We start from the raw sequence: 22,200 nt of genomic DNA, 5'->3' as shown, positions 1-22,200 counted from the left end.
CCCCCCAGCCACTGCTGGGCGGGGGTGCCCACCGCGCCCCGCCGGCTTCCCGCCGTGCCCCTCACGAACGGAAAGGCTGCACACCGATGACCCGGGTGCTGGTGGTGGAGGACGACCCTCAGCTCGTCCGCGCGCTGAAGATCAATCTCCAGGCACGCGAATTCGAGGTCGAAGAGGCTTCAGACGGCGGATCGGCCCTGCGGCTCGCAGCCGCCCGCGAGCCGGATGTCATAGTGCTGGACCTCGGACTGCCCGACATGGACGGCATCGACGTCATCAAGGGTGTCCGCGACTGGAGCAAGGTCCCCATCCTGGTCCTGTCCGCACGTCACACCTCGGAAGACAAGATCCGGGCCTTGGACGCGGGCGCCGATGACTACGTGACGAAACCGTTCAGCATGGACGAGCTCCTGGCCCGGCTGCGGGCAGCCGCCCGGAGACATGAAGCGCCAAGAGCTTCACAGGCTGACGAAGGCGCCGTGGTCACCACCGACGAGTTCACCGTCGACCTGGTCGCGAAGAAGGTGCGTCGGGGCGAGCGCACCGTACGGCTGACCCCGACCGAGTGGCACCTGCTGGAAATCCTGATCACCCACCCGGGGCGGCTGATCACACAAAGCCGGCTCCTGCTGGAGGTCTGGGGACCGACCTACGGGGAGAACACCAACTACCTGCGCGTCTACATGGCCCAGCTCCGGCGCAAACTGGAGGCGGACCCCTCGCACCCGCGGTATCTGATCACCGAGCCCGGCATGGGCTACCGCTTCGAACCCTGATCACCCGCCCGACCCACGGCACGGCCCCCCGTCGTCAGCAGAGAAGAAGAGTCGGAACATGGGACGCGGCAAGCTCCGCATCTACCTCGGCGCGGCGCCGGGCGTCGGCAAGACGTACGCCATGCTGTCCGAAGCGCACCGCCGGATCGAGCGGGGCACCGACTGCGTCGCCGCACTGATCGGCAACCTCCTGGACATGTCCGCCTCCGTCGGCACCGTCGTCCCGCTCATCCGCGACAGCGACCTGGACGAGGTCGTCCCGATGGCCCTGGGCGGCGTACCGGAGGACAGCGTCGAACTCGACATCCCCGAAACCCTCCCCATGATCGCTGTCGACCACGGCCTGCTGGAACGGGCCGTCGCCAACATCGTCGAGAACGCAGTCAGGTACAGCCCCGCCGGCCAACCCGTGAACGTCACGGCCAGCGCCCTGCACGAGCGCGTGGAACTGCGCGTCGTCGACCGCGGGCCGGGCGTCCCGGACGCGGCCAAGGACCGGATCTTCGAGCCGTTCCAGCGCCACGGTGACGCCCCGCGCGGGGCGGGCGTGGGACTGGGCCTCGCGGTCGCCCGCGGCTTCACCGAGGCCATCGGCGGCACACTGACGGCCGAGGACACTCCCGGCGGCGGCCTCACCATGGTCATCACCCTCCCCATAGTGGGCGGCGCACCGCCGGTCACGGCGGATCTCCCGACGTCGGCGGTCACCTGAACCAGCCCGCGGACCGGCCCGGCGATCGCCGGTCCCGTCCTGGGGGTGGCCGGCGATCATCCCCCCGCGTCAACTCAGAGGGCCCGCGATGGCGGTGAGCGCGGCGAGGTGACGCCGATAGGTGGTCATCCCCTCCTCGGTCAGAGACAGCCAGGTCCGGGGCCGCCGCCCGACCTGCCCCTTCTCCACCGTCACCCAGCCCACTTCCTCCAGGCGCGAGACCTGTTTCGACAGTGCGGAGTCCGTGATCTCCACGAGGTCCCGCACATAGGCGAACTCGGCCTTCTCCACTGGAGCGAGGGCCGCGACGATCGACAGTCGCACGGCCGACGCCAGAAGGGGTACGAGTCCATGTCGCGGATGAGGTCCCTGACCGGCGCCCGCTGAGGCTTCCGGCGTCATACGGCGCGCCCCTCACGCCAGGCCGCGACGGCGGCGGGCAGCGCGCAGGCGACGGCGGCCACGAGCACGAAGGGGACACTGTCCAGGAAGACGGTGAAGCCGAGCACGAGCGCCAGGACGTAGCCGACCGCCCAGGCACCGATCACCCTTAGGTGCCGGCCGCCGTAGCCGCGCGGGACGACGGGCTGCCGCGTGGCGAACACGGACAACCCCATGACCACAACGGCGTTCGCCACCGTGCTGACGACCGTCCCCGTCCGCCCATGCCACATCAGCACCGCCGGAACGAGAGCGAGCTGCCACGCGGCGAACAGCCAGAGATAGCCGGCGTACCAGCCGCTCCGCCCCCGCGCGGTCGCCTCGATCCGCCCGATCCCTTGCAACGATGCGATTGCGTCGGCCTGTTCAGGCATGGCAAACCCCTCCGTCGTCGCCGAGGAGCTCCTACCTGCTCACTCGGCATCTACTTTCCACAGTAGCAACTACTTGCCCGAAGGGATCATCTCCCGGTGCACGCGCTCACGCCCGAAACACGCGAGCCGCCCAGTTCCGGTATCCCCACACCGGGAGCTGGACGGGTCATGTGTTGCGCGACGGGTGACGTGACAACGCTCCTTCACGTGTTCCTTCCGCGCGGTCGCCGATCTTTGACGCGGCCCTGATGAGCTGCGCGAAGAGACCGGATCCGCACGGTCGCCCGACCTGCGTCAGAAGGCCGTCAAAGTCCCGTTCAGGATCTTGCCCCGGCATCCGTGATGCGCTGGTATGGAGTCATGAACAGCGGCCCGCGCTACGACGATCGGCCACCGCATCCGGTGCAGCCGACGGCGCCCGCTGTCCGCCCGGCCCTCTGACACCGGCCGCGCGTCCCCCCGCGTACCAGCCGCCGGCGTCCTGACCGACTCCGGCCGGGGCTTCGTACGCGGCCTCACCTTCACCTTCACCGCATGAACTGAGCCCTCGCCCCCTGCCCGACGCCGAGGGCGGCCGCGTCAGCCATGCCTGCTTCCAGGAATCCGCCATGTCTTCATCCCTGTCCGGACGCACCGTCCTCCTCACCGGCGCCACCTCCGGCATCGGCTACGAGACCGCTCGCCGGCTCGCCCAGCGCGGCGCGGTCGTCCTGCTGCACGGCCGTACCGCCGAGGAGGCCCGGGCCGCGGCCGACCGTCTGGTGACCACCGAGGGCATCGACAGCGCCCTGCTGCGCCCGCTCGCCGCCGACTTCGTCCGCCTGGAGGAGGTCGAGAACCTGGCCCACGCCGTCGTACGGGACCACCCTCGCCTCGACGTACTCGTCAACAACGCAGCCATCGCCGCACCCGAGCGGCACACCCTGACCGTCGACGGCAACGAGGTCGCCTTCCAGGTCAACTTCCTCGCCCACTACCTCCTCACCAACCTCTTGGAGCCCTCCCTCACCAGCGACCCGGGCGGGCGCGTCGTGAACGTCTCCTCCTCGCTCCACCGCACCGCCGCCATCCAGTGGAGCGACCCGAACCGGGAGCGCCGTTACGCCCGGCTCGCCGCCTACGCGCAGTCGCAGCTGGCACTGACCGTCTTCGCCTCCGACCCGCGTATCACCGCCGTGTCCGTCCACCCCGGTGTCTGCGAGACCGCTCTGCTCCCCCTCTACGGAAACGAGGGCGAACCGGCCGCCGATGGCGCCCAGCACGTCGTACGCCTCTGCGACCCCAGCACCGAGATCGTCAACGGCGCCTACTACGACCGCGACGAACGCGTCACCCCGGCGGCCGCCGCCACCGAGGACCGCACGATCGAGCGCCTCAACAAGCTCGCCGACCTCCGCGTCGGCCACACCGCGTGAAGGGACACCCGTCCATGTCCAAGCGCGCACGCAAGAAGAGGGCCCGCCGCGAGAAGGGCTCCAACCACGGCCGCAAGCCCTCCTGCCAGCCCTGTACCGCCCGCTCCCCCTGCCCGGGAAACCCGCCCACCACCTGGAGACGTTCGTGATCGAGATCCCCACGCAACAACTCCCCGCCCTGAGCCGTTGGTTCCCCACCGGCTCGCCAGGTCCCGGGACGCTGGCCGAGCACGTACTGACCACGGGCGTCGGCCGCTGGTGGGCCGACCGCCCCGAGCGCCCTCGCGTCCTCGCCGTCAGCTGCGCGGACCACGTGCTGATGCGCGGCGATCCGGGCGTGCTCACCCAGGACGCCCTGGCCCGGTTCGCCGGCCGGTGCGTAGAGACGCCCGCCCGGTTCTGGCCGTCGCTCGGCTCCGCATTCGAACGCGTCGTCCCCTGGGAACGGATGCTGTACGTCCACCAGCCTCAGGCACCAGTGTCCCTCCCCCGCACCCCGCGTGGCGTGACAGTGCGGCGGCTGACTCCCCAAGACGTTCCGGCGCTGGCCGCGATGGATTCCGAGAGCGCCTGGGTTCACTCCAGTTGGGGCGGACCCGGCGGCCTCGCCGCCTCCGGCCACGGCTGGGCCGCGTTCTCCGGGGGCCGGGTCCTCTCCGTAGCCTGCACCTACTTCCTCGGCAGCACCTACGAGGACATCGCGGTCGTCACCGTGCCCGATCGCCGCCGCGAACCCTCCCGGCTACCGCTGGGAGGGGCTCCCACCACACTGGCCTGCGTCGCCGGTTTGACGGCGGACATCCGGGCGCGGGGACACACCGCGAGCTGGTGCTGCTCGCGCGACAACCGGCCCGGCCGACTGCTCGCCTGGACGGCCGGCTTCCGGCTGACCCGTGAATACGTCCACCACGTCACCGGCAGGGCCTTGGCGCCCGGAGTCCGGACGCCCCCGGTCCCCGGGCGAGCCAGGCGTCACTGACGGCTCAGTGGGTGCGGTGCGCACTCGGGGATTCAGCTGGCCGGCGGAGCCGTCCCAGCACCGCGGCCACGACCGTGGCCGCGGCCGTGGAGGTGGGCGTGGGCGGCACCACGCGGGCCGGGACGTCACCCTATCGACGCAACGGCAGTCAATACACCGTCAAAGTCCCGGACGACTCGCATCAGGAGCGCGTCAGGGCCGTTTCCCTCACGTCTTGGCTGATGTTCGCTGGTGGTGTCGGGGACGTGCTGAGGAGTCGGGTACGGGTGAGTGCGGAAACTGTCGTGGGCATCATCGTCGCGGTCAGCCTGGTCGGGTACCTGGTCCTGGCGTTGTTCTTCCCCGAGAAGTTCTGAGCTGACGACCCCGCACGAGGCGGGCCCGGTGGCCGCCGCGGAACAGCCGACCGTACGGCCGGGGAGGCCCAAGGTCTTCCTGGGCGCGGCACCCGGCGCCGGCGACGCGGTCCGCCGCGCACCCGTGGACCGACCCGTACGGGCCTCGAACCGGCGCCCGTCAAAATGCCGTAGCCACCACATCAGCGGTGCGTCAGGGTCCGGTGCCGAGGCCCGCACCGGCCCTAACGTCACCCCCATGGGACGACGTTTCACGCAGTCCGCGACCGGTGCTCACGCCGGCGCGGAGCCTCCGGGACCTATCGCACGCGACATCCACTGGGCCGGCGAGATGCGCTCGGCCATCGGTGTCGCGTCCCTCCTGTACGCGACCCTGCTCGCCATGGACGCGGGGTTCGGCAAGCTCGACGCGACCCGCGCCGCCCTCTGGACCGGCCTGGCCGCCCTCCTCTTCGTGATCCTGCTGCCGCCCAGGGTCTCCGTGGGTCCCGGGCTGCTGATCGCCCGGGGACTGCTGATGGAACACACTGCCCGCACCGACTCCCTCGTCTCGGTCAGGTGGTCCGACCAGGTGGCCCAGCGGATGTTCCTCCGCGACACGGAGGGAAACCAGGTCGAGATCGATCCGGCCGTCCTGGTCCGCAATCCCGAGATGTGGCGCCGCCTCGACACGGACACCCGCACATCGGTCCAGCGCGGCACTCTGCTGTGCGGCGAGACCGCCCTGCGCCGGCTGGCGGTCCGTATCGACCGCGAGACGGCCCTCACGGTCTTCAAGGTCTCGGGCCTGCAGTGATCGACGGTCAGTGGCTGCTGCGTGCCCGGTCAGTGGCTCAGCAGCCCGTCGAGATCGACGGGTCCCAGATACAGATCCATTGCCCCGGCGTGCAGGCGGCTCGTCACACCCCCAGAGGACGAGTTCCTGCTCCTCCCCTGCCGCAGCCACGATGATCACGGCTGCCGCGGCCAGGTAGACGAGGACGGACCAGTACGGGGTGTGGTGGCGGTTCGTCCGGCCCAGCGCTGCCGGCAGGACGCCCGGGTGGTCCGGGGATCCGGCGAGGGTGTTGAGGAGTCCGGGGTTGGCCTGGAAGGAGAAGCTGGCCGCGGCCAGGAGCAGGGCGAGGGAGCCTCGCCCGGAGCGGCGGCGGTGGGTGTCGTCCAACTGCCCGAGCTGGGCGATGGCCGGGGACGGGGCCGCGACGCCGGTGGCCGGGGCCATCGCGACCGCGAGGGCGGCGGAGCGGCCCGGGTCGGTCGAGGCCGGGGCCTCGCCGATGGTGTGGGGCGAGACGAAGCCGCGTACGAGCACGGCGATGCAGACGAGCACGAAGAGCACGGTCATGACGGCGAACAGCAGCCGCGCGCCGTGCCCGAACCAGGGCAGCCCGGCGACGACGAGCAGCCGTCCGGGGGCTGGAGGACTTCACCGTGCCGGCGGTGGCGTGCTCGTGGCTGATCAAGCTGCCCCGGCCGAGGGTACGGGGCCGGGCGGCGTGCTCGGGGGTGTGGTGCTCGTGGCCGACGGGGACGACGTGGCCGCGGGAGGCAGCGCCGACGCGCTCGGGAGCGTCTCGATCACCGTCCGGTCCTGCCACAGCTTCCACGGCTGGCACCAGTGCAGGCCGACTCCCACCAGGGCCGTCGCCGCGATCACCGCGCCCAGCACGAACGTCCGCCGATTTCCGTTCCGCGCCACTGCCCTTACGGAGAACCCGTCCGCGCGCCGACCGCCGAAGAGGTTAGAAAATGGAGTATGGGCGACTTCCTGGGTGATTTCCGGCGCCGGCTGCTCGGCTTGACCTCCAGCCCCTCCGCTCCCCCTCGGCGGCACCGCTCAGCACACCGCCGGGCGCCTCAGGAGAACCCCTCGCCCCCCGGCGGAAGGGCGCGCCGGCAGGGGCTGTCCGCCCTGCTGAGCGTGCGCAGCGTGGCCGGCGAGGTGTTCCTGTTGCAGCTGGCCGTGGTGGTGCTCCTGGTCGCCGCCGCGGTGGGCGCCCTCGTGGTGCAGGCGCGGAGCGCCGCCATGCTGGACGCCCGGCACCGTACGCTCGCCGCCGCCGGCACCTTCGCGGAATCCCCGGGAATCGTCCCGGCCCTGCGCAGCGCCCATCCGAGCGCGGTGCTCCAGCCGCGCGCGGAGGCGGCCCGCAAGATCTCCGAGGTCGACGGCATCAACGTGTACACGCTCGACGGCCTCACCATCACCCACAGCGACCCCCGGCAGGTCGGGAAGCACGTGATCGGCCCCTTCTCCAAGGCGGCGGCCGGCAAGTCCTTCACCGAGACGTTCCAGGGGTCCCTCGGTCAGTCGGTGGTCTCGGTGGTCCCCGTCAAGGACCCCGACGGCCACGTCATCGCCGTCGTCTCCTCCCCGGTCACGGTCCAGAACGTGCAGAACATGGTGAACCGGCAGCTGCCGGTCGTCCTCGGCAGCGCGGCCGTGGTGCTGGCCCTGTCCGCGGGCGGGACGGCTCTGGTGAGCCGTCGGCTGCTGCGCCGCACCCACGGCCTGGGACCGGCCGAGATGACGAGGATGTACGAGCACCACGACGCGGTGCTGCACGCGGTGCGGGAGGGCGTACTGATCGTCGGCAGCGGCGGCCGGCTGCTGCTGGCCAATGACGAGGCGCGGCGGCTGCTGGAGCTGCCGGCGGACGCGGAGGGGCGCCCCGTCACGGACCTGGGTCTGGAGGCGGCGACCGCCGAGCTGATCGCCTCGGGCCGGCCCGTGACCGACGAGGTGCACATGGCGGCCGATCGGCTACTGGCGGTGAACATCCGGCCCACCGCGCCCTACGGGCAGGCCGGGACCGTCGTCACGCTGCGGGACACCACCGAGCTGCGGGCACTCACCGGCCGGGCCGAAGTGGCCCGTGAACGGCTGAGGCTGCTCTACGACGCGGGCGTGCGGGTCGGAACGACGCTGAACGTGGAGCGCACCGCGCAGGAGCTGGCGGAGGTGGCGGTCCCGCGGTTCGCCGAGGTGGTGACGGTCGACCTGCTGGACCGCGTGCTGCACGGCGAGGAGCCGCCCGAGGAGAGCACCGAGATGCGCCGCACCGCCGCTGTCGGCCTGCAGGGCGACCATCCGCTGTATCCCGTCGGCAGGCTGATCCGGTTCGTTCCCAGCAGCCCCATGGCCGCCGGACTGGCCGGGGGCCATGCGGTCCTGGTGGCGGACCTGCGCGCCACCCACGGCTGGCGGGCCCAGGACCCGGCCAACGCCGTACGGATCCTGGAGCGCGGCATCCACTCCCTGATCTCCGTGCCGCTGCAAGCGCGGGGCGTGGTGCTGGGCATGGCCAGTTACTGGCGGGCCCAGAGTTCCCCGCCGTTCGACGAGGAGGACGTGTCCTTCGCCGAGGAGCTGACCGCCCGGGCGGCGCTGTCCGTCGACAATGCCCGCCGCTACACCCGCGAGCACACCCTGGCCGTCACCCTGCAGCGCAGTCTGCTGCCCCGGGGCGTACCGGAGCAGTCCGCCGTCGAGGTCGCCCACCGCTATCTGCCCGCCCAGGCCGGGGTGGGCGGTGACTGGTTCGATGTCATCCCGCTGCCCGGCGCCCGGGTGGCCCTGGTGGTCGGCGACGTCGTCGGCCACGGTCTGCACGCCGCCGCCACCATGGGCCGCCTGCGCACCGCCGTGTACAACTTCTCCACCCTCGACCTGCCGCCGGACGAGCTCCTGAGCCACCTGGACGAGCTGGTCGCGCACATCGACACCGACCAGCAGGAGTGGCAGGGGATCACCGGGGCCACCTGCCTGTGTGCCATCTACGACCCCGCCTCGGGGCAGGTGACGGCCGCCACCGCCGGGCATCCGGGCCCCGCGCTGGTCCGCCCCGACGGAACCGTGTCCTTCCCCGAGGTGCCCGTAGCCCCGCCGCTGGGGCTGGGCGCGGGCATGCCCATGGAGAGCATGACGGTCACCCTGCCGGAAGGCTCCCGGCTGGCACTCTTCACCGACGGGCTGATCGAGGGCCGCGACCGCGATCCGGACTCTGCCCTGGCCGCGCTGCGCGCCGCCCTGGCCGGCCCTGCCCGCACCCCGGAGGAGACCTGCACCGCGGTGATCGAGGCGATGCTGCCCGCCAGACCCGCCGACGACGTCGCGCTGCTGGTGGCCCGCACCCGCCGGCTGGACCCGGCCCGGATCGCCGAGTGGGACGTGTCCCCCGATCCTGCGGCGGTGTCCCCGGTGCGCAAGGCCTGCGCCCGCCGACTGGCGGACTGGGGTCTGGAGGACATCGCCTTCACCACGGAACTCATCCTCAGCGAGCTGCTGACCAACGCCATCCGCTACGGTTCCGCGCCCATCCGGGTGAGGCTGCTGTACGACCGCAGCCTGGTCTGCGAAGTCTCCGACGGGTCCAGCACCTCTCCGCACCTGCGCCGGGCCGAGGCTACCGACGAGGGCGGCCGCGGCCTGTTCCTCGTCGCGCAGTTCGCCGAGCGCTGGGGCACCCGCTACACCGCCCGCGGCAAGATCATCTGGAGCGAGCAGTCCCTGCACGACGGGACCGCACCGCCCGCGATGGATCTCGCGGAGGCGCTCCTGGCCGGGTGGGACGACGAGGGCTTCTGAGCACCCGCCGGTACGGCGGCGCGGGGAAGACGGCGGACACCACCGTTCGGGGCTGTGCTGGCCAGGCCGCCGAACGTACGCTGGCCTCGATCAGTACACGATCGCCCGTTATGGAGCCTTTGTGCCCGCACCCCGTCTCCGGACAGCCTTGCTCGCCACCTGCCTGGCCCTCGCCGCGGCTCCCCTCGGTGCCTGTGGAGGCAAACCCGCCGCCGCGCCCCGAGCACCCGCGGTGGCCACCTCCGCCGCGGACGCCGGCGGCATGGCGGCACTGACCGCGGCAGCGAAGAAGGAGGGCTCGCTCCACGCGATCGCGCTCCCGCGCGACTGGGCCAACTACGGCGAGCTGATCGACGGCTTCGAGAAGAAGTACGGGATCAAGGTCACGGTGGAGGACCCGGAAGGCACCAGCCAGGGCGAGATCAACGCCCTGAAGGAGCACAGGGGCGCAGGCCGGGCCCCCGACGCGGTCGACGTGGGGGGCTCGTTCGCGCAGGCCGCGGCCCGGCAGGGCCTGCTCGCGCCGTACCAGGTCGCCGCGTACGACCAGATCCCCGGAAACCAGAAGGACCCGCGGGCCCGCTGGTACGACAACTACGGCGGCTACGTCTCGATCGGCTGCGACGCCAGGCGCGTCAAGACCTGCCCCTCGACCTTCGCCGATCTGCGCAAGCCCGAGTACAAGGGCCAGGTCGCGCTCGACGGCGACCCCACCAGATCCAACTCCGCCTTCGCGGGGGTGTACGCGGCGGCCCTGGCGAACGGGGGTTCCTTCGACGACATCCAGCCCGGTATCGACTTCTTCGCCGAGCTCCGCAGGAACGGCAACTTCACCCCGGTCGAATCCTCACCGGCCACGATCACCAAAGGACAGACCCCGATCAGCATCGACTGGGACTTCCTCAACCTCGGATACGCCGACGAGTTCCGGGCCGAGGGGGCGGATGTCGACTGGCGGACCGCCATCCCCTTCGACGGCAGCTTCGCCGAGTACTACGCGGGCGGGGTGAACAAGGACGCCCCGCACCCGGCGGCGGCACGGCTGTGGGAGGAGTACCTCTTCAGCCCGGAAGGCCAGAACATCCGGCTCGGAGCCTATGCCCGCCCGGTCCTGATGGACGCGATGAGGAAGGACGGCACTCTCGACAAGGCCGCCGCGGACAAACTGCCGACGGTCGAGGGCACGCCTACGTTTCCGACGGAGGCACAGACGCAGAAGGCGAGAGAGACCGTCAACCGCGGCTGGGCCAAGGCACTCGCGGGCTGAGGCCCGGGACGGGCCCGCGCGCACGGGTGCGCCGGCGGTACTGCGGGCCGTCGCCACTGCGGGCCGTCCGCCCGCTCCACATGCGCGGCGGCGGCGCTCGGCGCACGCTGTGAGCGTGGTCGATCTACTCACGCGCGGAGGTGGGGCCGGTGGCTGACCCAGGTACCCGGGGACGGCCGTCCACGGCTCAGCGGCGGGTCCTCGCGCCGCTCGCGCTCGCCCAGTTCATCTGCAGCTTCGCCGGCTCGAACATGAACGTGATGATCAACGACATGAGCGAGGACCTCGACACCACCGTGCAGGGCGTGCAGGTCGCGATCACCGTCTTCCTGCTGGTCATGGCCGCGTTGATGATCCCCGGCGGCAAGCTGACCGACCGCTACGGCCGCAAGCGGTGCTTCCTGGCCGGCCTCGCCGTCTACGGTGTCGGCGCCGTGCTGAGCGCCGTCGCCCCGGGCCTGGGCGTCCTGATCCTCGGCAACTCGATCCTGGAGGGGGTCGGCACGGCCCTGCTCATCCCGCCCGTGTACATCCTCACCACGCTCCTCTTCACGGACCTCACCTCCCGGGCCCGCGCGTTCGGGGCCGTCATGGCGCTCGGCGGCATCGGCGCCGCGGCGGGGCCGCTGATCGGCGGGCTCATCACCTCGTGGATCAGCTGGCGGGCCGCCTTCGTGTTCCAGGCCCTGGTGATCGTGTTGATCATCGTACTGAGCCGTCATCTCGAAGACCCCCTGCCACCGGATCCGACGCGCTCCTTCGACACCGTCGGAGCCGCCCTCTCGGCCGTCGGTCTCGTCCTCGTCGTCATGGGCATCCTGGCCGCCGACAACGACGTCCGGCTGATGATCGCCCTGCTCGTGCTGGGCGCGCTCACGCTGCTGTGGTTCTTCCACCACGTACGCTCCCGCGAGGCCGCCGGCCGGGAACCGCTGCTGTCCACCAGCCTGTTCCGCAACCGCACCTCCAACCTCGGTCTCGTCACCCAGAACGTCCAGTGGCTGCTGCTCATGGGCTCCTCGTTCACGGTGGCGGCCTACCTCCAGGTCGTACGCGGCTACAACGCGATCGAGACCGGCGTCGTCTTCACCGCGGCCACGCTCGGCCTGCTCGCCTCGTCCCTCGCCGCCGAACGCCTGGCGAAACGACGGGCCCAGCGCACGCTCATCACGACGGGGTTCGTCGTCTCGATCGTCGGCGTCGTCGTCCTCATCGCCATGGTCAACAGTTTCACGAGCGCCTGGGCCTTCGCCCCCGGGCTCCTCCTGCTCGGACTGGGCCTGGGCGTGATGCTGACCCCCTCGGTCAACGTCGTCCAGTCGAGCTTCCCCGAGGCGCAGCAGGGCGAGATCTCCGGGCTGTCCCGCAGCGTGTCGAACCTCGGCTCCTCGCTGGGCACCGCCGTCGCCGGCACGATCCTCGTCGCCGGGCTCAGTACCGGCGCCTACGCCGCCGCGATGATCACCCTCGCCGGCGCAGGACTCCTCGGACTCGCCGCCGCCGTGTTCCTGCCCCGGAACCCGGCCGCTGCCGCCGACGCCCCGGCCGGGCCGCCCTGACCTGCGGTTCAGGGGCGGTCGTGCCAGGAGAGGGCCGCTATGCGCCAGCCCTCGGGGGTGCGGACGAACTGGAGGGTCTTGGTGCCGGAGCCCTCGAAGGGGACGCCGTCCAGGGTGCCGGACTTGCGGTATCCGCCGAAGCGCGACGCGATGTCGCCCTGGATCTCGGTGCGTTCGGAGGTCTCCCACTCCGCGAACCCGACCAGGCGCCCGTCGGCCAGCAGCCGCCGGCGGGGCTCGATGAACCCCTCGACGGTGTAGACCGTGAAGTCCGGGCCGGTCTTGACGATCACCCCGCCGGGGAGGAACAGCCTGCGGAGCCGGCCGACGTCGGCGGTCCGGCCGTCGCGGTTGTCGAAGGCGCCGAAGAACTCGGCTGTCAGTGCGTCGAGTTCCGACTTGGACCGCGTACGTGACATGCGTGCTCCCCCGGTTCGGCCCCGGCCGCCTTCCGCGGGCCGGGCAGACCTCCATTGTGACCACCGCCGGCTCAGCGCGTCCGCAAGCCGTCCAAGACGACCTCGAAGACGCGCTCCCGGGGCGCCGGATCCGCTCCGAGCTGCTCCAGCGCCCTGCCGGTGCCGACCACGAGGGCGAGGAACTCGGGCAGGCCCAGCTCCGGGCGGACCGCTCCCGCCCGCTGCGCACCGGCCAGCAGCCCGGCGAACCGGTCCCTGATCTCCGTACTCGGCCCGTACGGGGAGGCGTACCCGTCCACCCCGGCCGCGGCGAGGAACCGGGCGGACTCGTCCCCGCCCTCGGACTGTTCCACCACCGGGCGGAAACAGGCGAAGAGGGCCTCGGCGGGCCCGGCCGCGGCGGCCAGCTGCGCGGTCCGGGCCGTCTCCAGCCTGCGGACCATCACGGCCGCCAGCGGCGCCTCCTTGGTCGGGAAGTGCCTGAAGAGGGTGCCCACGCCGACCCCGGCGGCCCGGGCGATCTCCTCGGTCGGCACGGCTACGCCGCGGGTGGTGAACACCTCCGTGGCGGTCTCCAGCAGCCTGGCCCGGTTTCGGGCCGCGCCCGCCCGCAGCGGGCGCTCCTGAGCGCCACCCATCCCTCTCCCACCTTTCGACATCGCGACGGAACCACCCTGGACAACCGGAGTCTCCAGGACGCGCCGTCGCGGAGACCGTCTTCGAGCCGGTCGGGCCGGGGCGGATCGAAGGGCGGGCCGCGCTCGGGGAGCGGTTCGCCAGGGTCGCCGCGGGTTCGCCCGTGACCCTGACCCCGGTGAACGTGGTCGTCCGGGAGACCGACGACGCGGAGGTGGTCATCGCCGAGTTGGACTATCACGTGCACCACCGGGTGACCGGGCGGACCTTCCGGGCCGCCGACATCCAGGTGCTGCGGGTCCGCGACGGCCTGGTCGTCAGCAGCCGGGACTACCACGACCACCTCGCCCTCATCGTGGCCGGCGGTGGCCTGCCCCAGCTGGTGGCGGCTCTGGAGGGCAAGTGGCGCGAGTGCCGTACCCGGCGGGCCCACGGCACAGGGCTCGGAGGCGCCGCCGCTCGGACGCGCCGCCGCTCGGGTGTGCTCGCTCGGGTCTGTCGTCAAAGCCCCTCGCCCTGGGCCGGGGGCGGTTCGGCGCCGGCTATCGAGAGCGCCAGTCCGTCGGTCAGCCACTTGTGGGCCACCGTCATGTTCAGCACCCGGCCGCCCGTGGCGGTGCCGACCAGGGCCCAATAGCGTTCCAGGCGTGGGTCGTAGCCGGATGACCTCGACACCAGCCCGTGCAGGTACGCGCGGAAGGCGGGGGTGTCCGACTCCCGCCGGGCCCGTGCGTGGGCGGAGACGAACGCGTTCACCGCGTCCCCGGCACTGGGCGGCAGCCCCCGCGTCACGGCGGCGGCCGTCAGGGCGGCCGCCTCGTCGATCTCCCCGTAGAAGGCCGGGGCGTCCCTCATCTCCTCGTCGTGGTCCTGGGTCCAGCGGGTGAAGCCGGGCGTGGCGACCAGCAGATGAAGCCCGGCGTAGGCCAGGGCCGTATCCGGACCGGGGTCCTGCGGCGGTCCGGGGGACAGCATGGCGACCATGATGTCGAGCCGGCGCTTGGGCATGGCCGCGGACAGCTCGCCGTACCAGTGATCGGTGAGGGTGCGATGCGCCTGCGGGAGCCGCTGGACGCGCGAGAGGATCTCCAGACGCCGGAGCCGTTCTTCGCTCGGGCAGTCGTCCAGGGCTTTGAGCGTGGCTTCGCGCCACCGCAGTTCGGTCAGTCGTTCCTGCACCGACTCCAGCTCGGTCGAAACCAGTTCGCCCAGCGAGCACTCGCCGGTGACCACCCGCGTGATGGTCGCGATCGGAGTGTCCAGCGCCCGTAGGCGTCGGATGAGACGGATCCGCTCCCACGCCTCGGGACCGTAGCGCCGGTGACCACCAGTACTGCGGCCGGTCACCGGCAGCAGACCGCTGTCGGAGTAGTAGCGGAGGGTCTTCACCGGGACCCCCGTCGCTGCCGCGAGCTCACCGATGCTCCACGTGTCGTGCGTCACAATGCCTTGAACCTCCAGCGCGCGGGAGGTTCTAGCGTAAGGATCACTGACCGCGCCGGTCGCACCGTCGCCGCCGCTCGGGCCCTCGTTCCGGCCCGGACGGCCGCGTGCGACCCCCTCCGGCCCGTCCGGCCGAGAACGGTGATACGTATGCCTCCGACCACGACAGCACCGCGTCCCCGCGGAAGGGACAGACTCCGTGCGGCGCTCCTGCCCTTGCTCAGCGCCGTCGCGCTCCTCACGGCCACCGCCGCACCGGCGGCCGGTGCGGCCGCGGCCGGTCCCGTGGTGCCGACCGACCACGGCCTGGTACGCGGCGTGTCGCACGGCTCGTACGCCACCTTCGACGGCATCCCCTACGCCGCGCCGCCGACGGGACCGCTGCGCTGGCGCGCGCCGGCGCCGGCCGCCCCGTGGCACGGGGTCCGGGACGCGACGACGACGGCTCAGCGCTGCGTGCAGATGCCGGCACCGGGCGCGGGCGCGGTCGTCGGGTCGGAGGACTGCCTCTACCTCAACGTCACGACGCCGGCACCGGCACCGGCACCGGCTGCGAACCCGGCGGGCCGGAAGCGGCCCGTACTGGTGTGGCTGCACGGCGGCGCGTTCCTGGGTGGTGCCGGCAGTGACTACAGCACCGGACAACTGGCGGTCCGGGGTGACACGGTCGTCGTCACGGTCAACTACCGGCTGGGGATCTTCGGCTACTTCGGCCATCCCGCTCTGGGCTCCGCCGTGCCGTTCGGCCTCGCGGACCAACAGGCCGCCCTGCGCTGGGTACGGGCCAACGCGGAGCGCTTCGGCGGTGATCCGGGCAAGGTCACGCTGTTCGGCGAATCCGCGGGCGCACTCAGCGTCTGCGCACACCTCACCTCCCCGACGGCCGTCGGACTCTTCCAGCGGGCCGTGCTCCAGAGCGGCTCCTGCCTCATGTCCTTCCCGCGCGGCGCACTCGGACCGGGAACACCGGCGTACGAGCCGTTCGCCGCGCAGCACGAGGTCCGGACGGCCGGTTCGGCAGTCGCCGGACAGCTCGGCTGCACGGCGGGCGGGGCCGACGAGGTGCTGGCGTGCCTGCGCGGGCAGAGCACGGATCGCCTGGCCACCGCGCAGTTGATGCAGTCCTTCAACCGGCCCGCCTTCGGGAACGCGCTGCTGCCCGAGGCACCGGACCAGGCGTTGGCGTCGGGACGCTTCCAGCGGGTTCCGGTCCTCCAGGGCACCAACCGGGATGAGATGCGGATGTTCGTAGGTCTGTCGCTCGCCGCGTTCCCGATCCGTACCGAGGCCGACTACCGCGCTCGGCTGGTGGACGCCTTCGGGCCCGCGGCCCCGGCCGTCGAGGCGCAGTACCCGACGGCGGGCCACCCCACGCCGGCACTGGCCTGGGCCGCGGTGCTGACCGACCGGTCGCTCGCGTGCACCACGCTGGCGGCCGGCCGGGCCATCGCCGCCCACGCCCCCGGCCTCCCGCTCTACGGCTACGAGTTCAGCGACCCGGACGCCCCCGTCCCCACCGGCCTGCCCGCCAACCCGGGCTTCCCCTACGGTGCGGCGCACGGCTTCGAGCTGCCGTTCCTGTTCTCCTCCTTGCCTACGGAGCGACCGCTGAGCGACGCCCAACGCGCCCTGTCCGACCGGATGGTGGGCTACTGGACGCGCTTCGCGCACACCGGCGACCCGAACACCCCCGGCGCCCCGCTCTGGCCCGCGCTCGGCTCTACGGCACCCCTCGCACCGTCGGTGCAGTCACTGGCTCCGGGACCGGACGGAATCCACCCCGTCGACGCGGGTTCCGCCCACCACTGCGCGTTCTGGGACCGCCTGCCCCGGATCACGACACCGTGATCCGCCCTGGAGATGGCACCGCCTAGCGGAGCAGCAGCAGGCCGAGGAGCAGGGCCGGTACCACCGGGACCGCCACCAGCACGCCGGCCGTGAGGCGGCGGCGCAGCAGTCGGTAGCGGTGCTCGTACGCGGCCCCGAGTTCCTCCCCGCGGGCCACGACGGCGGCCAGCATCTGCCGCTTGAGGCGCAGGTGGTGCTCCGCGAAGAGGCCCGCGATCTCCTGCCGTTCGCCCGGGCCGAGCCAGGTCAGGCGCCCGGCGAAGGCCTGCGCCTCGGTGTGGGCCTCGCGGAGCGCCGCCTGGCTGATCAGGTAGCCCTCCAGGCGCGCCAGGCCGGCCGCGGCCTCCGCCTCACCCGTCTCGTCCATCGTCCGCCGCCGCCGTCCCGCTATCCGGCGCCCGTGGGTCCGGCGGAGTCGTCGCGGGGCGGGGAGAGGGCCTGGTCCTGGTCGACCACGTCGCGCTGGCCCTCGTTCTCCCTGCGCTCCAGTTCCGACACCTCGAAGTGGTGCAGGTCGAAGGCCGGGGATTCGGAGCGTACGCGGGGCAGGGTGACGAAGTTGTGCCGCGGCGGCGGGCAGGAGGTGGCCCACTCCAGGGAGCGGCCGTAGCCCCACGGGTCGTCGACGGTGACGCGCGGCGCGTACTTCGCGGTCCTCCACACGTTGTAGAGGAAGGGCAGGGTCGAGCCGCCGAGCAGGAACGCCCCGATGGACGAGACGGTGTTGAGGGTGGTGAAGCCGTCGGCGGTGAGGTAGTCGGCGTAGCGGCGCGGCATGCCTTCGGCGCCCAGCCAGTGCTGGACGAGGAAGGTGAGGTGGAAGCCGGTGAAGAGGGTCCAGAAGTGGATCTTCCCGAGGCGTTCGTCGAGCATGGTGCCGGTCATCTTCGGCCACCAGAAGTAGAAGCCGGCGAAGGTCGCGAACACCACCGTGCCGAAGACCACGTAGTGGAAGTGGGCGACGACGAAGTACGAGTCGGTGACCTGGAAGTCCATCGGCGGGGAGGCGAGGATGATGCCGGTCAGGCCGCCGAACAGGAACGTCACCAGGAAGCCGACCGACCACAGCATGGGTGTCTCGAAGGAGATCGAGCCCTTCCACATCGTGCCGATCCAGTTGAAGAACTTCACCCCGGTCGGCACCGCGATCAGGAACGTCATGAAGGAGAAGAACGGCAGCAGTACGGCCTGCGTGGCGAACATGTGGTGCGCCCACACCGTCACCGAGAGCCCGGCGATCGCGATGGTCGCCCCGATCAGGCCGAGGTAGCCGAACACCGGCTTGCGCGAGAAGACGGGGAGGATCTCGGTGATGATCCCGAAGAACGGCAGCGCGATGATGTAGACCTCCGGGTGCCCGAAGAACCAGAACAGGTGCTGCCACAGGATGGGTCCGCCGTTGGCCGGGTCGAAGACGTGCGCGCCGAACTTCCGGTCCGCCTCCAGTACCAGCAGCGCCGCCGCCAGCACCGGGAACGCGAACAGGACGAGGACCGAGGTCAGCAGGATGTTCCAGGTGAAGATCGGCATCCGGAACATCGTCATCCCGGGCGAACGCATGCAGATGATCGTGGTGATGAAGTTGACGGCACCGAGGATCGTTCCGAAGCCCGACATCGCCAGCCCCATGATCCACATGTCGCCGCCGATGTACGGGGTCCGGTCCACGCCGCTGAGCGGCGTGTAGGCGGTCCAGCCGAAGTCGGCGCTGCCCTGGGGGGTGAGCAGGCCGGCCACGACGATGAGGCCGCCGAAGAAGAACAGCCAGAACGAGAGCATGTTCAGCCGGGGGAACGCCACGTCCGGCGCGCCGATCTGGAGCGGCATGACCGCGTTGGCGAACCCGGCGAAGGTCGGCGTCGCGAAGAACAGCAGCATGATCGTGCCGTGCAGGGTGAAGATCTGGTTGTACTGCTCGTTGGTGACGATCTGCATCCCGGGCCGGGCCAGCTCCGCCCTCAGCACCAGAGCCAGGATCCCGCCGAACACGAAGAAGACGAACGAGGCGATCAGGTAGAGGTGCCCGATCGTCTTGTGGTCCGTCGTCGACAGCCAGGCCACCACCACCCGTCCCGCGGATCTGCGCGGCCCGGGAGCGGTCGCGATCGGCTCGGTGACAGCGGTCATCTGGTCCCCTGGGCGTCGGACGGCGGCGGGTTCGCTCGCGCGCGGGCGACCGGGCCCGGCCGCCGCACGCCCTTCCTGTCTACTGCCACCGTCCGCGCGAGGCCGTACGACGGGCACGCGCGTACGGGTGAAGGTGGGGCCGCCGCCCGTCCGCCGGCCTGTCCGCCGGCCTTCTCAGCCCGGCTTCTCGCCGCCCAGCACGTGGCGGCGCATCAGCCGGGTGATGTCCTTCGCCGTGACGATGCCGATCAGACGGCCCTCGTCCACCACGAGGAGGCGGGGGCCGGTCGCCGTGCCGAGCCGGTCCAGGGCCTCGGTCAGCAGGTCGTCGGGAGCGGCGACCGCGCACCGCGACAGCGGGGTGGCCAGGTCGCGCACCTGCACGGTGTCGCGCAGCGGGGCCTGGACCGCGGCGAGCCTGCGCAGTTCGACGACGCCGCTGGGCCGGCCGTCGAAGTCGAGCAGCGGTATGACCGAGTGGCGGGACGGGAGGGCCACCTCGTCGATGAAGCGGCGCACGGTCAGCCAGTCGGCGCCGGTGGTGACCGGGCTGGTCATCGCATCGGTGACGCGGACGCCTTGCAGGGCCGTGCCCATGACGGCGCGCTGCCGTTCCGCACCCGCGACGACCATGACGAACAGCCCGGTGAACACGAGCCACAGTCCACCGGAGGAGCCACGCAGCAACGAGACCCAGCCGACACCCATGAGCAGGACGCCCAGTACCTGGCCGCTGCGGGACGCCGCCCGCTCGGCGCGATCGCGGTCCCCGGTGCGCCACCACAGCAGCGCCTGCACCACCCGGCCGCCGTCCAGCGGAGCGGCGGGCAGCAGGTTGAACACCCCGAGGGCGAGGTTCACCCAGCCGAGCCACCCGAGGACCGCGCCGGGCACGGCCCAGCCCGGGAGCCGGTCGAGGCCGATGCCGGCCCCGAGGGCGGCCCCGCCGATGACCAGGCTGGTGACAGGCCCGCTGACGGCGACCGCGAAGGCCGCCGAGGCGCTCTGCGGGCGGCCCATGCGGGTCATTCCGCCGAGGGCCCACAGCGTCACGTCCTGTACGGAGATCTTCTTGCGGCGGGCCATCGCGGCGTGCGCCGCCTCGTGCAGCAGCAGGCTGGCCATCAGGAGCAGGGCACCGACGGCGCTGGCGAGGGTGTACACCGCGTTCGAACGGCCCGGGGTCCACAGCGGGAGGGTCTGGCGGCCGAGGCCGTACGCGAGGAAGACGGCCAGCAGCGGCACGCTCCAGTGCATGCGCAGCGGTACGCCCACCACGCGTCCCACGGGGACCGAGCCGTTCATGGCCTCTCCCGGCGGCCCGGCGGCCGGTCCACCCGGGCCGCACCACGCGACCCGTACCCCGCGGACCGGACGGCCGGGGCCTCACCTCCAGTGTCCCTCTCGGTGCTCCGCCGGGCTCTAGGGCGTGGCCTCCCCCTGGCTTGGGTCCGTGGGGCCGGACTGCATGGCGCCGGGGTCCATGTGGCCCGGGTCCATGGCGCCGGGGGCGCCGTGGCCGGGGCCGTGGGAGTCGCCGGTCTCCACCTGCCCGCCGAGGCGCTCCCGCAGCGGCGCCAGGGCTTCGGCGGAGGCGGCGGTGACCACCCACCGGTCCCCGACGAGGTAGGTACCGCCGTACTCGCGGGACTGCGCCAGCCACGCGCGCTGCCCCTCGTCGGCGGTGAAGGTCGCGATCCGGAACCCGGCGGCGCCCGCCCCGCACGCCCCTTCCCGCAGTTCCTCGGCATCGACGGTGATCTCGGCGGTGCAGCCCAGGGCCGCCGCCAGGTCCTGGACGGTGACGCCGCCCGCCGCGGGGGTCGCGGCGGCGGCGCGGGCCTTGGCGTGTCCGGTCCCGCACCCGCCGCACAGCAGGGAGGCGAGCAGCACGGCCACGCACGGCGCCAGGTGGCGGACGGTGATACGGGGTGATTGCGGCATGTCTCCCTCGCAGGGGTTCGGGGCAAGGGGGCTACTGGCCGGCCGGGACCTTCTTGCCGGCGTCGTCGACGGCGAACCAGAGGCCCTGCTTGTTGTGTCCGTTGGTCTGGCCGGGCTGGGTGTCACCGGTGAAGAGGTAGACGGGCCAGCAGTCGATCGTCAGTTGCTCCGTGCCGTCCGGGCGCTTCACCGATCCGACCAGCTTGGCGGCGATCCCGGACACCTTCGTCTTGTCCACCGGCAGGGCGGGCTTCCAGGTGTCCAGGCAGGCGCCGAGGCAGCCGAATTTCATCGGCCAGGCGCTGTCCTTGTTGAACCGGTAAAGGGTGCGCCCCTGCCCGTCCACGACAATCTTTCCGAGTTTCGGGTCGGTGGCGACGGAGAGTTCGGTACCGGATGTGGTGTTCATGTCGCCCATGCCGTTTCCCGAACCGCTGCCCATTCCGGCGCCCATTCCCGCGCCCGTTCCTCCGGTGGCGGGCGTCCCGGGTTTTTGGCCGCCCTTCTGGTCGACGGCCTTCTTGCCGTCGGCGGCGAGCGCGTGCCAGGTACCGCCGACGCCTTCACCCGTGGCCTGGCCGGCCTGGGTGTCCTTGGCGTAGCGGTACACCGGCCAGCCGCCCAGCGTCAGCTGTTTGCTCCCGTCGGCGCGGGTGACCTCGCCGAGCATGGCGGCGTCGATGCCGGCGGCGGCCGAGGCGTCCGCCGCCGGGACGGGCGGCCAGGCGGTGGCGCAGTCGCCGGAGCAGTTCGAGGTGGGGGGCTTGGCGGTGTCCTTGTCGAACCGGTAGAGGGTCATACCGGCGCTGTCGGTGACCACGCTGCCGACGTTCGCGACGTCCCGGACGGCGAGCTGGCCGGCCCGCGCCGACGTCCCGGCCGCCGCGTCGCCGCCGTAGCCGGCGGCCGCTCCGGCGGCCGGATCCGCTCCCGAGCCGCCCGAGCCGTATGCGGTGCCGTATCCGCTTCCGATGGCCTTGCTGTCCCCGACCGGCTGTACGGAATTTCCCGCGCGGCCGGCGTTCGACCCGCCGCTCCCGCATCCGGCGGCGAGTATCAGTACCGCCATCACCGATCCGGCTGCGGCCGCCCCACGACGCTTGTTGTTCACGGTTGCTCACTCCCTGCGTTTCCATTCGGTGGTTTTTCTTCCTGGGTCATTCATAAGGCCTGGGAAGCCCCCCGAATTCGAATGGCCGGGAATTTGTCAGATCGCGCCAAAGGCTGAACTGGGGCCGACCGCAGCCGTTCACGGCTTTCGGGGCGCGCTCATTTCCGGTTGCGCGCCCGTACCTGGAAGCCCCGCTCATTTCTGG

At 71.9% G+C, this 22,200-nt stretch carries 20 protein-coding genes and 2 pseudogenes; 12 read left to right on the top strand and 10 right to left on the bottom strand.

The window, feature by feature from the left end; all coding sequences use genetic code 11:
* The first annotated feature begins 86 nt into the window (after window positions 1-86).
* Both ACZ4M3_RS02050 and ACZ4M3_RS02045 read left to right on the top strand, forming a co-directional pair.
* Complete coding sequence (locus ACZ4M3_RS02050; protein ID WP_467729284.1) at window positions 87-776, top strand: response regulator; 690 nt, start codon at window positions 87-89, stop codon at window positions 774-776.
* 64 nt (window positions 777-840) lie between these two features.
* Window positions 841-1,488, top strand: a pseudogene (locus ACZ4M3_RS02045) (sensor histidine kinase); the annotation flags it as partial.
* A 69-nt stretch (window positions 1,489-1,557) separates the two neighbouring features.
* Here ACZ4M3_RS02045 and ACZ4M3_RS02040 read toward each other — a convergent pair.
* Window positions 1,558-1,812 (bottom strand): winged helix-turn-helix domain-containing protein, encoded by a 255-nt coding sequence (locus ACZ4M3_RS02040; RefSeq protein ID WP_467729282.1) that lies wholly within the window; start codon window positions 1,810-1,812, stop codon window positions 1,558-1,560.
* 74 nt (window positions 1,813-1,886) lie between these two features.
* A complete protein-coding gene (locus tag ACZ4M3_RS02035) occupies window positions 1,887-2,303 on the bottom strand; it encodes a hypothetical protein (protein ID WP_467729280.1) in 417 nt (138 codons plus the stop codon).
* A gap of 608 nt (window positions 2,304-2,911) precedes the next feature.
* On the opposite strand from ACZ4M3_RS02035, the gene ACZ4M3_RS02030 reads away from it, so the two are divergent.
* The 8 genes from ACZ4M3_RS02030 (at window position 2,912) to ACZ4M3_RS01995 (ending at window position 12,467) form a co-directional block, all read left to right on the top strand.
* The gene (locus ACZ4M3_RS02030; protein ID WP_467729279.1) at window positions 2,912-3,718 is read left to right on the top strand and encodes an SDR family NAD(P)-dependent oxidoreductase; all 807 of its coding nucleotides are present in this window, start codon (window positions 2,912-2,914) and stop codon (window positions 3,716-3,718) included.
* Window positions 3,719-3,732: 14 nt separating this feature from the next.
* Window positions 3,733-3,867 carry a 50S ribosomal protein bL37 gene (locus tag ACZ4M3_RS02025; protein WP_467729278.1) on the top strand — a complete coding sequence of 45 codons (135 nt, stop codon included), beginning with the start codon at window positions 3,733-3,735 and terminating at the stop codon, window positions 3,865-3,867.
* Window positions 3,864-4,697 carry a GNAT family N-acetyltransferase gene (locus ACZ4M3_RS02020; RefSeq protein WP_467729277.1) on the top strand — a complete coding sequence of 278 codons (834 nt, stop codon included), beginning with the start codon at window positions 3,864-3,866 and terminating at the stop codon, window positions 4,695-4,697. Before ACZ4M3_RS02025 ends, ACZ4M3_RS02020 begins: the two co-directional genes overlap by 4 nt.
* 266 nt (window positions 4,698-4,963) lie before the next feature.
* Window positions 4,964-5,053, top strand: coding sequence for a K(+)-transporting ATPase subunit F (gene kdpF, locus ACZ4M3_RS02015; RefSeq protein WP_467729275.1), 90 nt, complete (start codon window positions 4,964-4,966; stop codon window positions 5,051-5,053).
* A 331-nt stretch (window positions 5,054-5,384) separates the two neighbouring features.
* Window positions 5,385-5,849 (top strand): hypothetical protein, encoded by a 465-nt coding sequence (locus ACZ4M3_RS02010; protein ID WP_467729273.1) that lies wholly within the window; start codon window positions 5,385-5,387, stop codon window positions 5,847-5,849.
* A 1,125-nt stretch (window positions 5,850-6,974) separates the two neighbouring features.
* Complete coding sequence (locus ACZ4M3_RS02005) at window positions 6,975-9,641, top strand: SpoIIE family protein phosphatase (protein ID WP_467729271.1); 2,667 nt, start codon at window positions 6,975-6,977, stop codon at window positions 9,639-9,641.
* A 121-nt stretch (window positions 9,642-9,762) separates the two neighbouring features.
* Window positions 9,763-10,908, top strand: coding sequence for an ABC transporter substrate-binding protein (locus tag ACZ4M3_RS02000; protein ID WP_467729269.1), 1,146 nt, complete (start codon window positions 9,763-9,765; stop codon window positions 10,906-10,908).
* Between the two features lie 149 nt (window positions 10,909-11,057).
* Entirely contained in the window at window positions 11,058-12,467 is a 1,410-nt protein-coding gene (locus ACZ4M3_RS01995) for an MFS transporter (RefSeq protein WP_467729268.1), read from the top strand.
* A gap of 8 nt (window positions 12,468-12,475) precedes the next feature.
* Here ACZ4M3_RS01995 and ACZ4M3_RS01990 read toward each other — a convergent pair whose 3' ends face one another.
* Complete coding sequence (locus tag ACZ4M3_RS01990) at window positions 12,476-12,886, bottom strand: nuclear transport factor 2 family protein (RefSeq protein ID WP_467729266.1); 411 nt, start codon at window positions 12,884-12,886, stop codon at window positions 12,476-12,478.
* Between the two features lie 71 nt (window positions 12,887-12,957).
* A complete protein-coding gene (locus ACZ4M3_RS01985; protein ID WP_467729265.1) occupies window positions 12,958-13,524 on the bottom strand; it encodes a TetR/AcrR family transcriptional regulator in 567 nt (188 codons plus the stop codon).
* Between the two features lie 89 nt (window positions 13,525-13,613).
* Between ACZ4M3_RS01985 and ACZ4M3_RS01980 the strand changes: the two are divergent.
* Window positions 13,614-13,832 (top strand): annotated as a pseudogene (locus ACZ4M3_RS01980) (nuclear transport factor 2 family protein); the annotation flags it as partial.
* A gap of 191 nt (window positions 13,833-14,023) precedes the next feature.
* On the opposite strand, the gene ACZ4M3_RS01975 reads toward ACZ4M3_RS01980, so the two are convergent.
* Window positions 14,024-14,965 (bottom strand): helix-turn-helix domain-containing protein, encoded by a 942-nt coding sequence (locus tag ACZ4M3_RS01975; protein ID WP_467729264.1) that lies wholly within the window; start codon window positions 14,963-14,965, stop codon window positions 14,024-14,026.
* Window positions 14,966-15,181: 216 nt separating this feature from the next.
* Here ACZ4M3_RS01975 and ACZ4M3_RS01970 point away from each other — a divergent pair, with 216 nt between their 5' ends.
* Window positions 15,182-16,813: a carboxylesterase/lipase family protein gene (locus ACZ4M3_RS01970; protein WP_467729262.1), complete on the top strand. Its 1,632-nt coding sequence runs from the start codon at window positions 15,182-15,184 to the stop codon at window positions 16,811-16,813.
* A gap of 22 nt (window positions 16,814-16,835) precedes the next feature.
* Here the strand turns inward: ACZ4M3_RS01970 and ACZ4M3_RS01965 are convergent, their stop codons facing one another.
* The 5 genes from ACZ4M3_RS01965 to ACZ4M3_RS01945 form a co-directional block, all read right to left on the bottom strand.
* Entirely contained in the window at window positions 16,836-17,180 is a 345-nt protein-coding gene (locus tag ACZ4M3_RS01965) for a hypothetical protein (protein WP_467729261.1), read from the bottom strand.
* Between the two features lie 20 nt (window positions 17,181-17,200).
* Entirely contained in the window at window positions 17,201-18,940 is a 1,740-nt protein-coding gene (gene ctaD, locus ACZ4M3_RS01960) for an aa3-type cytochrome oxidase subunit I (protein WP_467729260.1), read from the bottom strand.
* A 174-nt stretch (window positions 18,941-19,114) separates the two neighbouring features.
* Entirely contained in the window at window positions 19,115-20,245 is a 1,131-nt protein-coding gene (locus tag ACZ4M3_RS01955) for a site-2 protease family protein (protein ID WP_467729258.1), read from the bottom strand.
* 117 nt (window positions 20,246-20,362) lie between these two features.
* Window positions 20,363-20,884 (bottom strand): hypothetical protein, encoded by a 522-nt coding sequence (locus ACZ4M3_RS01950; protein ID WP_467729256.1) that lies wholly within the window; start codon window positions 20,882-20,884, stop codon window positions 20,363-20,365.
* Between the two features lie 31 nt (window positions 20,885-20,915).
* Window positions 20,916-21,995: an SCO0930 family lipoprotein gene (locus tag ACZ4M3_RS01945; protein ID WP_467729255.1), complete on the bottom strand. Its 1,080-nt coding sequence runs from the start codon at window positions 21,993-21,995 to the stop codon at window positions 20,916-20,918.
* Window positions 21,996-22,200: the final 205 nt, after the last annotated feature.

The organism is Streptomyces sp. NPDC026522 (assembly GCF_055567555.1).
The sequence above is the reverse complement of the archived record's forward strand: the minus strand, read 5'-3'. Positions and strand labels throughout refer to the sequence as shown.

Bases quoted from the DNA above. Each gene is read 5' to 3' on its own strand.
- ctaD (WP_467729260.1), bottom strand. From the start codon at position 18,940: ATGACCGCTGTCACCGAGCCGATCGCGACCGCTCCCGGGCCGCGCAGA.
- ACZ4M3_RS02030 (WP_467729279.1), top strand. From the start codon at position 2,912: ATGTCTTCATCCCTGTCCGGACGCACCGTCCTCCTCACCGGCGCCACC.
- ACZ4M3_RS02010 (WP_467729273.1), top strand. From the start codon at position 5,385: ATGCGCTCGGCCATCGGTGTCGCGTCCCTCCTGTACGCGACCCTGCTC.
- ACZ4M3_RS02050 (WP_467729284.1), top strand. From the start codon at position 87: ATGACCCGGGTGCTGGTGGTGGAGGACGACCCTCAGCTCGTCCGCGCG.
- ACZ4M3_RS01950 (WP_467729256.1), bottom strand. From the start codon at position 20,884: ATGCCGCAATCACCCCGTATCACCGTCCGCCACCTGGCGCCGTGCGTG.
- ACZ4M3_RS01990 (WP_467729266.1), bottom strand. From the start codon at position 12,886: ATGTCACGTACGCGGTCCAAGTCGGAACTCGACGCACTGACAGCCGAG.
- ACZ4M3_RS02035 (WP_467729280.1), bottom strand. From the start codon at position 2,303: ATGCCTGAACAGGCCGACGCAATCGCATCGTTGCAAGGGATCGGGCGG.
- ACZ4M3_RS01985 (WP_467729265.1), bottom strand. From the start codon at position 13,524: ATGGGTGGCGCTCAGGAGCGCCCGCTGCGGGCGGGCGCGGCCCGAAAC.
- ACZ4M3_RS01965 (WP_467729261.1), bottom strand. From the start codon at position 17,180: ATGGACGAGACGGGTGAGGCGGAGGCCGCGGCCGGCCTGGCGCGCCTG.
- ACZ4M3_RS02025 (WP_467729278.1), top strand. From the start codon at position 3,733: ATGTCCAAGCGCGCACGCAAGAAGAGGGCCCGCCGCGAGAAGGGCTCC.
- ACZ4M3_RS01955 (WP_467729258.1), bottom strand. From the start codon at position 20,245: ATGAACGGCTCGGTCCCCGTGGGACGCGTGGTGGGCGTACCGCTGCGC.